This window comes from Kosakonia sp. YIM B13571 (assembly GCF_042788095.1).
In the GTDB taxonomy this organism is placed as follows: domain Bacteria; phylum Pseudomonadota; class Gammaproteobacteria; order Enterobacterales; family Enterobacteriaceae; genus Kosakonia; species Kosakonia quasisacchari.
In genome coordinates, this window is the sequence record NZ_JBHZPL010000004.1 from 279,158 (window position 1) to 291,660 (window position 12,503).

The 12,503-nt window shown below is 55.4% G+C and carries 13 protein-coding genes; 8 read left to right on the plus strand and 5 right to left on the minus strand.

The genetic code is table 11. The annotated features are described in order from the left end of the window. Nucleotides 1-419 precede the first annotated feature (419 nt). The 8 genes from ACFX4O_RS12795 (at nt 420) to trmL (ending at nt 8,973) form a co-directional block, all read left to right on the plus strand. Nucleotides 420-2,327, plus strand: coding sequence for a PTS mannitol transporter subunit IICBA (locus ACFX4O_RS12795; RefSeq protein WP_380209522.1), 1,908 nt, complete (start codon nt 420-422; stop codon nt 2,325-2,327). A 92-nt stretch (nt 2,328-2,419) separates the two neighbouring features. Next, on the plus strand, nt 2,420-3,583 hold the full coding sequence (gene mtlD, locus ACFX4O_RS12800) for a mannitol-1-phosphate 5-dehydrogenase (protein WP_380209520.1): 1,164 nt from the start codon (nt 2,420-2,422) through the stop codon (nt 3,581-3,583). After that, nucleotides 3,583-4,170 (plus strand): mannitol operon repressor MtlR, encoded by a 588-nt coding sequence (gene mtlR, locus ACFX4O_RS12805; protein ID WP_131411455.1) that lies wholly within the window; start codon nt 3,583-3,585, stop codon nt 4,168-4,170. The genes mtlD and mtlR overlap by 1 nt, the downstream gene beginning before the upstream one ends. 55 nt (nt 4,171-4,225) lie before the next feature. Then, nucleotides 4,226-4,588: a YibL family ribosome-associated protein gene (locus ACFX4O_RS12810; RefSeq protein WP_380209518.1), complete on the plus strand. Its 363-nt coding sequence runs from the start codon at nt 4,226-4,228 to the stop codon at nt 4,586-4,588. Nucleotides 4,589-4,850: 262 nt separating this feature from the next. Further along, nucleotides 4,851-6,506 (plus strand): L-lactate permease, encoded by a 1,656-nt coding sequence (gene lldP, locus ACFX4O_RS12815; protein ID WP_380209516.1) that lies wholly within the window; start codon nt 4,851-4,853, stop codon nt 6,504-6,506. After that, a complete protein-coding gene (gene lldR, locus ACFX4O_RS12820) occupies nt 6,503-7,279 on the plus strand; it encodes a transcriptional regulator LldR (protein ID WP_380209514.1) in 777 nt (258 codons plus the stop codon). The genes lldP and lldR overlap by 4 nt, the downstream gene beginning before the upstream one ends. Further along, nucleotides 7,276-8,463: an FMN-dependent L-lactate dehydrogenase LldD gene (lldD, locus tag ACFX4O_RS12825; protein ID WP_380209512.1), complete on the plus strand. Its 1,188-nt coding sequence runs from the start codon at nt 7,276-7,278 to the stop codon at nt 8,461-8,463. The genes lldR and lldD overlap by 4 nt, the downstream gene beginning before the upstream one ends. A gap of 36 nt (nt 8,464-8,499) precedes the next feature. Continuing rightward, nucleotides 8,500-8,973 carry a tRNA (uridine(34)/cytosine(34)/5-carboxymethylaminomethyluridine(34)-2'-O)-methyltransferase TrmL gene (gene trmL / locus ACFX4O_RS12830; RefSeq protein WP_131411439.1) on the plus strand — a complete coding sequence of 158 codons (474 nt, stop codon included), beginning with the start codon at nt 8,500-8,502 and terminating at the stop codon, nt 8,971-8,973. A gap of 257 nt (nt 8,974-9,230) precedes the next feature. On the opposite strand, the gene cysE is transcribed toward trmL, so the two are convergent. The 5 genes from cysE to ACFX4O_RS12855 all read right to left on the minus strand — a co-directional run bounded on the left by cysE (nt 9,231) and on the right by ACFX4O_RS12855 (nt 12,368). Further along, the gene (gene cysE, locus ACFX4O_RS12835; RefSeq protein WP_131411441.1) at nt 9,231-10,052 is read right to left on the minus strand and encodes a serine O-acetyltransferase; all 822 of its coding nucleotides are present in this window, start codon (nt 10,050-10,052) and stop codon (nt 9,231-9,233) included. An 84-nt stretch (nt 10,053-10,136) separates the two neighbouring features. Continuing rightward, nucleotides 10,137-11,147: an NAD(P)H-dependent glycerol-3-phosphate dehydrogenase gene (gene gpsA, locus ACFX4O_RS12840; RefSeq protein WP_380209509.1), complete on the minus strand. Its 1,011-nt coding sequence runs from the start codon at nt 11,145-11,147 to the stop codon at nt 10,137-10,139. Then, nucleotides 11,147-11,614 carry a protein-export chaperone SecB gene (gene secB, locus ACFX4O_RS12845; protein WP_017458193.1) on the minus strand — a complete coding sequence of 156 codons (468 nt, stop codon included), beginning with the start codon at nt 11,612-11,614 and terminating at the stop codon, nt 11,147-11,149. Before secB ends, gpsA begins: the two co-directional genes overlap by 1 nt. 39 nt (nt 11,615-11,653) lie before the next feature. Next, on the minus strand, nt 11,654-11,905 hold the full coding sequence (grxC, locus tag ACFX4O_RS12850) for a glutaredoxin 3 (protein ID WP_007369517.1): 252 nt from the start codon (nt 11,903-11,905) through the stop codon (nt 11,654-11,656). A 31-nt stretch (nt 11,906-11,936) separates the two neighbouring features. Continuing rightward, nucleotides 11,937-12,368 carry a rhodanese-like domain-containing protein gene (locus tag ACFX4O_RS12855; protein ID WP_380209506.1) on the minus strand — a complete coding sequence of 144 codons (432 nt, stop codon included), beginning with the start codon at nt 12,366-12,368 and terminating at the stop codon, nt 11,937-11,939. Nucleotides 12,369-12,503: the final 135 nt, after the last annotated feature.

A 12,503-nucleotide genomic window follows, 5' to 3' on the forward strand; every position in this document is an offset into this window, starting at 1 on the left:
CACTTTCGGCAGTGAAAGGAAGTTACAGGTTATGCGGCTCGCCAAAAACACAGGTTGCTGGCGATCACACTCGGAAAAGTCCTGACGAAAATATCTTGTGATCCATATCACAAATACATAACAAATCATCGAGTTAAAAATGTGAATAACATCACACTTACAGGCTCATAACGTGTGGTTTTTGCGCTTTGTTCTTTTTTTACACTGATTTTTTGTGATAAATATCACACTAATAGGTGGCATACCCCCTACATTAGTGTGATCTAAATCACACTAATGTGCGTCATCTGGACAGCTACGCGATTCGGTGCGAGATTTCGCCTCACAGATAACCCAGGTCCGGCTACCTCTGCCGCCACGTTAACAACAAACCTCGGGCTTCCGGCCTGTGCGATAGCAAACATAAGAAGGGGTGTTTTATGTCATCCGATATCAAGATCAAAGTGCAAAGCTTTGGTCGTTTTCTCAGCAATATGGTGATGCCGAATATCGGCGCGTTCATCGCGTGGGGGATCATCACCGCATTGTTTATTCCTACAGGGTGGTTGCCTAACGAGACGCTGGCGAAACTCGTTGGCCCAATGATTACTTATCTGCTGCCTCTGCTCATCGGTTACACCGGTGGTCGTCTGGTAGGCGGCGATCGTGGCGGCGTAGTCGGCGCGATCACCACAATGGGGGTTATCGTCGGTGCGGATATGCCGATGTTCCTCGGTGCAATGATCGCGGGTCCGCTTGGCGGCTGGGCGATTAAACACTTTGATAACTGGGTCGACGGTAAGATCAAATCCGGTTTCGAAATGCTGGTGAACAACTTCTCCGCTGGCATCATCGGTATGATCCTCGCCATCCTGGCGTTCCTTGGCATTGGTCCTGCGGTTGAAGTGCTGTCCAAAGTTCTGGCAGCGGGCGTTAACTTCATGGTTGCGCACGAAATGCTGCCGCTGGCGTCTATTTTTGTTGAACCGGCGAAAATCCTGTTCCTCAATAACGCGATCAACCACGGTATCTTCTCACCGCTGGGTATCCAGCAATCGCATGACCTCGGCAAGTCCATCTTTTTCCTGATTGAAGCGAACCCGGGCCCGGGTATGGGCGTTCTGCTGGCGTATATGTTCTTTGGTCGCGGCAGCGCTAAACAATCTGCTGGCGGCGCGGCTATCATCCACTTCCTGGGTGGTATCCACGAAATTTACTTCCCGTATGTGCTGATGAACCCGCGTCTGCTGCTTGCCGTTATCCTCGGCGGTATGACTGGCGTGTTCACCCTGAGCGTGCTGAACGGCGGCCTGGTCTCTCCGGCTTCTCCAGGTTCCATCCTGGCGGTGCTGGCAATGACGCCAAAAGGCGCGTACTTCGCCAACCTGGCGGCTATTTTCGCTGCGCTGGTGGTTTCTTTCGTGATCTCTTCCATCCTGCTGAAAACCAGCAAAGTGAAAGACGACGAAGACCTGCAAGAAGCGACCCGTCGCATTCACGAAATGAAAGCCGAGTCTAAAGGCGCAACCCCGCTGGCGGCGGGCGACGTGACCAACGACCTGAGCCATGTGCGTAAAATCATCGTCGCATGTGACGCCGGTATGGGTTCCAGCGCCATGGGCGCAGGCGTGCTGCGTAAGAAAGTGCAGGATGCAGGTCTGAGCAACATCTCTGTGACCAACAGCGCGATCAACAGCCTGCCGTCTGACGTTGACCTGGTGATTACGCACCGCGATCTGACCGAGCGCGCTATGCGCCAGGCACCGCAGGCGCAGCATATTTCGCTGACCAACTTCCTGGACAGCGGCCTGTACACCAATCTGACCGAACGTCTGGTTGCCGCACAGCGCCACACTGACAACGAAGCCAAAGTCACCAGCAGCTTGCAGGACAGCTTTGATGCCCCGAACACCAACCTGTTCAAGTTGGGTGCGGAGAATATCTTCCTGGGTCGCACAGCGAGCAACAAAGAAGAAGCCATCCGTTTTGCCGGTGAGCAACTGGTCAAAGGCGGCTACGTTCAGCCGGAATATGTGGAGGCCATGCTGGAACGCGAAAAACTGACCCCGACCTATCTGGGTGAGTCCATCGCAGTACCGCACGGCACGGTGGAAGCGAAAGATCGCGTGTTGAAAACCGGCGTGGTGTTCTGTCAGTATCCGAACGGTGTTCGCTTCGGTGAAGAAGAAGACGACATCGCCCGCCTGGTGATCGGCATCGCGGCGCGTAACAACGAGCACATTCAGGTGATCACCAGCCTCACCAATGCATTGGACGATGAGACGGTGATTCAGCGTCTGGCGCATACGACCAGCGTTGAAGAAGTGCTGGCACTGCTCGGCAAGTAATCGGTTTTCCTCCCTCTCCCCACGGGGAGAGGGCTAGGGTGAGGGGAAATATTTGCGGTTCCTCACCCCAGCCCTCTCGGGTAAAAACATTGATGAAGGTTAAGACTATGAAAGCATTACATTTTGGCGCAGGTAATATCGGACGTGGCTTTATCGGCAAATTGCTCGCCGACGCGGGGATTGAACTGACGTTCGCCGATGTGAATCAGGTGGTGCTCGACGCCCTTAATGCCCGTCATAGCTATCAGGTGCATGTGGTTGGTGAAAAAGCGCAGGTCGATACCGTCTCCGGCGTTAACGCCGTGAGCAGCATTGGTGATGAAGTTGTCGACCTGATTGCACACGTTGATCTGGTGACCACGGCGGTCGGCCCGGTGGTGCTGGAACGCATCGCCCCGGCTATCGCCAAAGGTCTGGCAAAACGTAAAGCGCAGGGCATTAACACGCCGCTGAATATTATCGCGTGTGAAAACATGGTGCGCGGTACCACGCAGCTGAAAGGGCATGTCATTAACGCACTGGCGGACGCCGACAAGGCCTGGGTTGAAGAACATGTTGGCTTCGTGGATTCCGCCGTTGACCGTATTGTTCCGCCGGCTGAATCCGCGACTAACGATCCGCTGGAAGTCACGGTGGAAACCTTCAGCGAGTGGATTGTTGATAAAACCCAGTTCAAAGGCGCGCTGCCAACCATTCCGGGCATGGAATTAACTGATAACCTGATGGCATTTGTTGAACGTAAGCTCTTCACGCTGAATACCGGGCATGCTATAACCGCGTACCTTGGAAAACAGACCGGCCATCAAACCATTCGCGACGCAATTCTGGATGCCAGCATCCGTGCGGTTGTGAAAGGCGCAATGGAAGAGAGCGGCGCGGTGCTGATCAAACGTTATGGCTTCGATGCCGACAAGCATGCCGCGTACATTCAGAAAATCCTGGGTCGTTTTGAAAACCCCTATCTGAAAGACGATGTTGAGCGCGTAGGTCGTCAACCGCTGCGTAAACTGAGCGCGGGCGATCGCCTGATCAAACCATTGCTCGGCACGCTGGAGTACAACCTGCCGCACGCTAACCTGGTGAAAGGAATTGCCGCTGCCATGCATTACCGCAGCGAGCAGGATCCGCAGGCGCAGGAGCTGGCTCAGCTTATCGAAGAGAAAGGCCCGCAAGCCGCTCTGGCGCAGGTTTCCGGCCTGGATGCTAACAGCCCGGTCGTTAACGAAGCCGTCAGCGTCTATAACGCCAGGGCATGATGCCGACGATGGCGCGGGAAACCCCGCGCCAGTTAACGAAATTGTCAGATATGCAGGCAATAATGGAAAAAACGCAGGCTTTCGAAAACCGTGTTCTCGAGCGTCTGAATGCTGGCAAAACCGTGCGAAGCTTTTTGATCGCCGCCGTTGAGTTGCTCAACGAAGCTGTCAATATTCTGGTATTGCAGGTATTTCGCAAAGATGACTACGCGGTGAAATACGCTGTAGAGCCGCTGCTTGACGGTGATGGACCGCTGGGCAATTTGTCCGTGCGTTTAAAGCTGATTTACGGTCTTGGGGTCATTTCCCGCCCGGAATATGAAGATGCCGAGCTGTTGATGGCGCTGCGTGAAGAGCTCAATCACGATGGCACCGAGTACGCGTTTACCGATGATGAGATCCTCGGGCCATTTGGTGAACTGCACTGCGTTGCTGCCCTGCCGCCCACGCCGGTGTTTGATACCAGTGACGCAAGGCTTTTGGCCATGCAAAAACAGCGCTACCAGCAAGTTGTGCGTTCAACCATGGTGCTCTCTCTGACCGAGCTTATTTCCCGTATCAGCTTAAAAAAAGCATTCCAGAAATAACCTTCGCCATAAATACTGTATCCTTATCGTTTTACTCCCCAACGAACTGAGCCTCATGAAAGAAGTCGAAAAGAACGAAATTAAGCGCCTGAGCGACCGCCTCGACGCTATTCGCCACCAGCAGGCGGATCTCTCCTTAGTTGACGCAGCAGAAAAATACGCTGAGCTGGAAAAAGAGAAAACCACGCTGGAAACCGAAATCGCCCGGCTGCGCGAGCTGTACACTCAGAAGCTGAGCAAAGAAGCGCAGAAGCTGATGAAAATGCCATTTCGCCGTGCGATCACCAAGAAAGAGCAGGCCGACCTCGGCAAACTGAAAAAAAGCATCCGTGGTCTGGTGGTTGTACACCCGATGACCGCGCTGGGCCGCGAAATGGGTCTCGATGCGATGACCGGCTTCGCTAACATCGAGTTCTGATCCTTTCTTAATAGCTCTGGCCGCTGAATAGCGCCAGGGCTGCACAATTGGCCCTACCAATTTCCATCGTTCCTCTCCCTGGTTCACAAATCCATCAAATCCCGTCACAGATGCATTGCCAGTTGGCAACATTTGGATAACCATTCGTTATCACAACCCCTACACAACCCAACTGGCAGGACCACTTTTACAAAACATGTGACGCAGAGCTAAGCGTAGACTTGCCGCTCGCCGGTTTTGTTGTGGTTCTCAGGAGACCTGCATGAATCTCTGGCAACAGAATTACGACCCGGCTGGCAACCTTTGGCTTTCCAGCTTAATTGCATCGCTACCGATCCTGTTTTTCTTTTTTGCGCTGATAAAGCTCAAACTGAAAGGCTATGTCGCCGCCAGTTGGACTGTCGCCATCGCCCTTGGCGTGGCGCTGCTGTTTTACCGTATGCCGCTCGATCACGCGCTGGCCTCGGTGGTTTATGGCTTCTTCTACGGATTGTGGCCGATTGCGTGGATCATTATCGCCGCCGTTTTTGTCTATAAAATCTCGGTCAAAACCGGGCAGTTCGACATTATTCGATCTTCGATTCTGTCGATTACGCCAGACCAGCGTCTGCAAATGCTGATTGTCGGCTTCTCTTTCGGCGCGTTTCTGGAAGGGGCCGCCGGATTTGGCGCGCCGGTCGCCATTACCGCCGCGTTACTGGTGGGTTTAGGTTTTAATCCGCTGTATGCCGCGGGCCTGTGCCTGATCGTCAACACCGCGCCAGTCGCCTTTGGCGCAATGGGCATTCCGATTCTGGTCGCCGGGCAAGTTACCGGGCTGGACAGCTTTGAAATCGGCCAGATGGTTGGCCGCCAGTTACCGTTCCTGACCATTATTGTGCTGTTCTGGATCATGGCGATTATGGATGGCTGGCGCGGCATAAAAGAGACCTGGCCGGCGGTGATGGTTGCGGGCGGCTCGTTTGCTATCGCCCAATATCTAAGCTCCAACTTTATCGGCCCGGAGCTGCCGGACATCATCTCGTCGCTGGTTTCGCTGGTCTGCCTGACGTTGTTCCTCAAGCGCTGGCGTCCGGTGCGCATCTTCCGCTTTGGCGATATGGGCGCATCGCAGGTGGATCTCGATTTAAAACGTACCCAATACAGCGGCGGGCAGATCCTGCGCGCCTGGTCGCCGTTCCTGTTTTTGACCGCCACCGTGACGCTGTGGAGCGTGCCGCCATTTAAGGCGCTGTTTGCCCCTGGCGGTGCGCTGTATGACTGGGTATTCACTGTTTCTGTACCGCATCTCGACAAGCTGGTCGCGCGTATGCCGCCGGTGGTCAGCGCCGCCACGCCTTACGCTGCGGTGTATAAATTTGACTGGTTCTCCGCCACCGGCACCGCCATTCTGTTTGCCGCCATTTTGTCGATTGTCTGGCTGCGCATGAAGCCGAAAGATGCCGTCACTACCTTCACCAGCACGCTGCGTGACCTGGCGCTGCCGATTTACTCGATTGGTATGGTGCTGGCATTCGCCTTTATCTCTAACTATTCCGGGCTGTCATCAACGCTGGCGCTGGCACTGGCGCACACCGGCAGCGCCTTCCCCTTTTTCTCGCCGTTTCTCGGCTGGCTGGGCGTCTTTCTGACCGGTTCAGATACTTCATCGAACGCGCTGTTCGCCGCACTGCAAGCCACCGCTGCGCAGCAAATTGGTGTGTCGGATGTACTGATGGTCGCAGCGAATACCACTGGCGGCGTTACCGGCAAGATGATTTCGCCCCAGTCGATCGCCATTGCCTGTGCGGCGGTGGGGCTGGTAGGTAAAGAGTCTGACCTGTTCCGTTTTACTGTTAAACACAGCCTGATTTTCACCTGCATGGTGGGGGTGATTACGACACTTCAGGCGTATGTTCTTACCTGGATGATCCCATGAAAGTGTTACCCAGACGCCTGACAGACGATGTCGCCGACCGTGTGCGGGCGCTGATTGCCGAACAACAGCTGGAAGCGGGCATGAAATTGCCTGCAGAACGCCAGCTTGCCGTACAGCTTGGTGTATCGCGCAACTCATTGCGTGAAGCGTTATCGAAACTGGTCAGCGAAGGCGTGCTCCTCAGCCGCCGTGGCGGCGGCACATTTGTGCGCTGGCAGCATGATGACTGGTCGGAGCAAAACATCGTCCAGCCGCTGAAAACGCTGCTGCATGATGACCCGGATTACAGTTTCGATATTCTTGAAGCGCGCCACGCCATTGAAGCCAGTACCGCCTGGCACGCGGCGATGCGCGCTACCGAGGCCGATAAAGAGAAAATTGTGCTGTGCTTTGAAGCCACGCAATCCGATGACCCGGATCTCGCTTCGCAGGCGGATGTGCGTTTCCATCTCGCCATCGCCGAGGCCTCGCATAACGTGGTGTTATTGCAAACCATGCGCGGGTTCTTCGACCTGCTGCAATCCTCGGTAAAACAGAGCCGCCAGCGCATGTACCTCGTTCCGCCCGTTTTTTCACAACTGACCGAGCAGCACCAGGCGGTGATGAACGCCATTCTTGCCGGCGACGCCGATGGCGCGCGTCAGGCGATGATGGCGCACCTCGGTTTCGTGCATACCACTATTCGTAAATTCGATGAAGATCAGGCCCGCCAGGCACGCATCACCCGCCTGCCCGACGAGCAGCACATTCATTCCGGGGAGAAAAAAGCATGATTATTTCCGCAGCCAGCGACTACCGCGCGGCGGCTAAACGCATTTTGCCGCCGTTCTTGTTTCACTATATCGATGGTGGCGCGTATGCCGAATACACCCTGCGCCGCAACGTTGAAGACCTGTCCCAGGTGGCGCTGCGCCAGCGAGTGCTAAAAGACATGTCTGAACTCAGCCTCGAAACCACGTTGCTTAATGAAAAGTTATCGATGCCGGTGGCGCTTGCCCCAGTTGGGCTGTGCGGCATGTACGCCCGGCGCGGTGAAGTACAGGCGGCGGGCGCGGCAGATGCGAAAGGCATTCCTTTTACGCTCTCGACGGTTTCCGTCTGCCCGATTGAAGAGGTCGCGCCGACGATTAAGCGCCCGATGTGGTTCCAGCTATATGTGCTGCGCGATCGCGGCTTTATGCGCAATGCGCTGGAGCGGGCGAAAGCTGCGGGTTGCTCAACGCTAGTATTCACCGTGGATATGCCTACCCCAGGCGCGCGCTACCGCGATGCCCATTCCGGCATGAGCGGCCCGAATGCGGCGCTGCGCCGTTATCTACAATCGGTGCTGCATCCGCAGTGGGCATGGGATGTCGGCGTCAACGGGCGGCCGCATGACCTGGGGAATATCTCCGCTTATCTCGGTAAACCGACCGGGCTGGAGGACTACATTGGCTGGCTGGCGAAGAACTTCGATCCGTCAATTTCATGGAAAGACCTGGAGTGGATCCGCGAATTCTGGGATGGCCCGATGGTGATCAAAGGGATCCTCGACCCGGAAGATGCCCGCGACGCGGTGCGCTTTGGCGCTGACGGCATTGTGGTTTCCAACCACGGCGGCCGCCAGCTCGATGGCGTGCTCTCTTCCGCCCGCGCGCTTCCGGCAATTGCCGATGCAGTGAAAGGCGATATCACGATCCTCGCCGACAGCGGCATCCGTAACGGGCTGGATGTAGTGCGGATGCTGGCACTCGGCGCGGATTCTGTCCTGCTGGGCCGCGCTTACCTGTACGCGCTGGCGACGCATGGCCGCAAAGGCGTCGCGAATTTGCTCGATCTGATTGAGAAAGAGATGCGCGTGGCGATGACGCTGACCAGCGCGAAATCGATTCGCGACATCAGCAAAGACTCGCTGGTCCAGGAGCTGAACCAGTTACCTGCCGCGCTGGCACCGTTGTCGCATGGCGACGCCGCTTAGAGAGTGCTATCCTGCCCCCGCTATTAAGGGGGCAGTATGTTAAACATCGTGTTATTCGAACCTGAAATCCCGCCAAATACCGGGAATATCATCCGCTTATGCGCCAATACTGGTTTTCGTCTGCATATCATTGAACCGATGGGGTTCACCTGGGACGACAAGCGCCTGCGCCGCGCAGGGCTGGATTACCATGAGTTCGCCGCCGTAAAACGCCATCATGATTACGCCGCGTTTGTCGAAGCCGAACAGCCGCAACGCTTATTTGCCCTCACCACCAAAGGCACGCCAGCACACAGTGCGGTAAGCTACCAGGATGGGGATTATTTGATGTTTGGCCCGGAAACACGCGGCCTGCCAGCGACTATCCTTGACGCATTGCCGCCGGAGCAAAAAATCCGCATACCGATGATGCCGGACAGCCGCAGCATGAACCTTTCGAATGCGGTGTCGGTGGTAGTGTATGAAGCCTGGCGCCAGTTAGGTTACTCAGGCGCCGTGCTGCGTAGCTGAAGGGGAATTGACGGATGACGGCGACACGTTAATCCGCCCTGCGGATAGCGATGCCTGTCATTGCTCACGCACTTATTTTGCTGGCTTATTGGTGAAGGCAGATTAAAGACGGACAGCGCGGAAAAACCGGAGCGAACACGAAAGCCATGAGGATTATTCGCTTCGCCCCTGCGGGCAGATGTGGTGGCACTGAATACCCCGTCGCGTTTGTTTGCGCGCTGCCCTGGTTCAGACTGGCGAGTAAATTAGTCAGACAATTAAATGCCATCGCCGTACTCGAACCCTTGGTTTACCCCGTTGAAATGCTGATCCATATCCATTGATGGTTTATCGCTTTCCGGCTTACCGACAATTCGTGCCGGAACACCTGCTGCCGTGGTATGCGGCGGCACCGGTTGCAATACCACGGAACCCGCGCCAATCTTCGCACCGCGACCCACTTCGATATTGCCGAGAATTTTGGCACCGGCACCAATCATCACGCCTTCGCGAATTTTCGGATGGCGATCGCCGCTGGTTTTGCCGGTCCCGCCGAGCGTGACCGATTGCAGAATCGATACGTCATCTTCAATGACTGCCGTTTCGCCCACCACGATGCCGGTTGCATGGTCGAGCATAATGCCGCGACCAATTCGCGCCGCTGGGTGAATGTCCACCTGGAAACTGACCGACACCTGGTTTTGCAGGAAAATCGCCAGCGCCTCGCGCCCCTGCGTCCACAACCAGTGCCCTATGCGATAGGCCTGTAGCGCGTGGAAACCTTTCAGATAGAGCAGCGGCGTGGAGTATTTATCCACCGCCGGGTCGCGCGTACGCACGGCCTGGATATCACAGGCAGCGGAGGCGATCATTTCCGGGTCGGCAGCGTAGGCTTCTTCGACGACTTCGCGAATGGCAATCGCTGGCATAATCGGCGAGGCAAGTTTGTTCGCCAGCATGTAGCTCAGCGCGCTGCCCAGGTTTTCGTGCTTGAGTAATGTTGCGTGGTAAAAACTGGCCAGCATTGGCTCACACTCCGCCAGTGCCCGGGCTTCGGCTTTAATATTTTTCCAGACCAGATCCAGTTCTTCACACGGCATTGCTTACTCCAGACGTGATAAGACGACAGGCTGGTCTGCGCCAGCCTTATCGTGAGTTCAAAAAGAGTCCCTGCGACTAAGGGGTTAGTGCTCTTCCTTGCGGGCACGACCTAATAGGGTCAATGCTGCCTCGCGCGCATTTTTTCCGCAATACAATACCTGATAAATTTCCTCGGTTATTGGCATTTCGACGCCAAACCGGTGCGCCAGCGCGCGTACTTCTTTGGTATTGCGGTAGCCTTCGACCACCTGGCCAATCTTATCCTGGGCGCTTTGCACGTCCATGCCCTGACCAAGCATCATGCCAAAACGGCGGTTGCGCGATTGGTTGTCGGTACAGGTCAGCACTAAATCTCCTAAACCCGCCATGCCCATAAAGGTGGCAGGATCGGCACCCAGCGCGGCACCGAGACGCGACATTTCGCTCAAACCACGAGTGATCAGCGCCGTACGCGCATTGGCACCAAAGCCAATACCGTCGGACATGCCCGCGCCAATCGCAATGACGTTTTTCACCGCACCGCCCAGCTGCACGCCGATGAAATCCGGGTTGCTGTAGACACGGAAACTTTTGCCGCAGTGAAGGAGCTGCTGTAAATCCTCGGCGAACTGGGGATCAGCAGAAGCGAGGGAAATCGCCGTTGGCAGGCCCGCCGCCAGCTCTTTGGCAAATGTCGGGCCGGAAATCACCGCCAGCGGAATATCCGGGCCTAACACCTCGCGCGCCACTTCTTCGAGCAGACGCCCGGTTTCGGCTTCCAGCCCTTTTGTCGCCCAGACGATACGTGCGTCATCGCGCATGAGCGGCTTGATTTGCGCCAGCACATCGCCAAAGACGTGACTTGGCACTACCACCAGGATATTACGGCTGGCGGAAAGCGCACGGGCAAGATCGCTCTCTAATTGCAGCGTATCGGGGAAAGGCACATCGGGAAGGAACGCGGCGTTGCAACGGTCGTGTTGCAGGGTCGCGATATGTTTTGGGTCATGGCCCCACAGCACAACCGGGTGGCCATTTCTTGCCAGTGTGATGGCAAGAGCGGTGCCGTAAGAGCCGGCACCGATCACAGTCATTGCAGCATTAAATGCGTTCATCAGGCATCCTGATGTTGTTCGGCACCTTCGCCAGTCTGCTGTTGCAGGTAGTTCATGAACAGCGCATCAAAGTTCACTGGCGCAAGGTTCAGTTGCGGGAAAGTACCGCGGGAAACCAGGCTGGTAATGCACTCGCGGGCATACGGGAACAGAATGTTCGGGCAGTATGCACCCAGGCAGTGCGCCATCTGCGTTCCTTCGATACCGTCGATAGAGAAGATACCACCCTGCTGCACTTCGCACAGGAAGCCAGTTTCTTCGCCCAGGGAAGCGGTCACGGTAACGCGCAGAACCACTTCATAAACACCTTCCGCCAGCTGAGTGGAGGCAGTGTCGAGATCCAGTTTCACTTCCGGTTGCCACTCTTTCTGGAAGATGTGTGGCGCATTCGGCGCTTCGAAAGAGATATCTTTCGTGTAGATACGCTGAATCTGGAAAGTCATTTCGGTGTTGTTTTGTTCAGACATGAGTGAATAACCCTTTAGTGTTGTAGTGCTCTAAAAGCATTAACGCAACAGCGGATCCAGCCCGCCACGCGCGTCCAGCGCATATAAATCGTCGCAGCCGCCAATGTGCTGCGCATCAATAAAAATCTGCGGAACCGTCGTACGGCCACTACGTTGAATCATCTCTTCACGTTTCACCATGTCGCCATCGATAGGCAGCTCAGCAAAAGCGACACCTTTGCTGCTCAACAACGCTTTTGCGCGGTGGCAAAACGGGCAAGTCGCTTTCGTGTAGATCTCAATATTGGCCATATCTCTTCTCCGATGTTTACCCGTGGGTAAATTATTTACCGCGAACTAACGGCAGGTTTTCGCCCATCCAGCCAGAGATACCGTCTTTCAGTACAAAGACCTTCTCGAAACCGGCTTTCACCAGCTCGTTCGCCGGGGTCTGGGCCTGCATGCCGGTACCATCAACAACGATAATCGGCGCGCTTTTGTGTTTTTCAAGCTCACCTACATTATTGGCTTTGATCTCGTTTGGCAGCAAATTCACCGCACCTGCGATGTGACCTTTACGGAAATCATCACGCTGACGCAAATCCACCACTACCGCATCTTCTTTATTGATGAGGCGCGTAGCTTCGCCGCGAGAAATCACTTTCACTTTAGACGCAATGCCCTTGAAAGTGGTAAACAGCACAGCACCGAACAACGCAATCCAGGCGATACACAGGATTGGGTTGCGGCCAACAAATTGCATAATTTCTTGCATCTGGGGTTACAACTCCGGACTTAGTGATTAAAAACCAGCAAGGAGTATACCTGCGCGGTGGGGCAAATACAGCCAGCGAGCGTGACGGAATGCATTTTCTGCGGAGTGTTACAGAAAAAATAAAGACTCGCGGTG

Coding starts and splice junctions, on each gene's coding strand:
- gpsA (WP_380209509.1), bottom strand. CDS start 11,147: ATGAACGCATTTAATGCTGCAATGACTGTGATCGGTGCCGGCTCTTAC.
- lldR (WP_380209514.1), top strand. CDS start 6,503: ATGAAAGTGTTACCCAGACGCCTGACAGACGATGTCGCCGACCGTGTG.
- ACFX4O_RS12855 (WP_380209506.1), bottom strand. CDS start 12,368: ATGCAAGAAATTATGCAATTTGTTGGCCGCAACCCAATCCTGTGTATC.
- lldD (WP_380209512.1), top strand. CDS start 7,276: ATGATTATTTCCGCAGCCAGCGACTACCGCGCGGCGGCTAAACGCATT.
- trmL (WP_131411439.1), top strand. CDS start 8,500: ATGTTAAACATCGTGTTATTCGAACCTGAAATCCCGCCAAATACCGGG.
- mtlD (WP_380209520.1), top strand. CDS start 2,420: ATGAAGGTTAAGACTATGAAAGCATTACATTTTGGCGCAGGTAATATC.
- ACFX4O_RS12795 (WP_380209522.1), top strand. CDS start 420: ATGTCATCCGATATCAAGATCAAAGTGCAAAGCTTTGGTCGTTTTCTC.
- ACFX4O_RS12810 (WP_380209518.1), top strand. CDS start 4,226: ATGAAAGAAGTCGAAAAGAACGAAATTAAGCGCCTGAGCGACCGCCTC.
- secB (WP_017458193.1), bottom strand. CDS start 11,614: ATGTCTGAACAAAACAACACCGAAATGACTTTCCAGATTCAGCGTATC.
- cysE (WP_131411441.1), bottom strand. CDS start 10,052: ATGCCGTGTGAAGAACTGGATCTGGTCTGGAAAAATATTAAAGCCGAA.
- mtlR (WP_131411455.1), top strand. CDS start 3,583: ATGCCGACGATGGCGCGGGAAACCCCGCGCCAGTTAACGAAATTGTCA.
- grxC (WP_007369517.1), bottom strand. CDS start 11,905: ATGGCCAATATTGAGATCTACACGAAAGCGACTTGCCCGTTTTGCCAC.
- lldP (WP_380209516.1), top strand. CDS start 4,851: ATGAATCTCTGGCAACAGAATTACGACCCGGCTGGCAACCTTTGGCTT.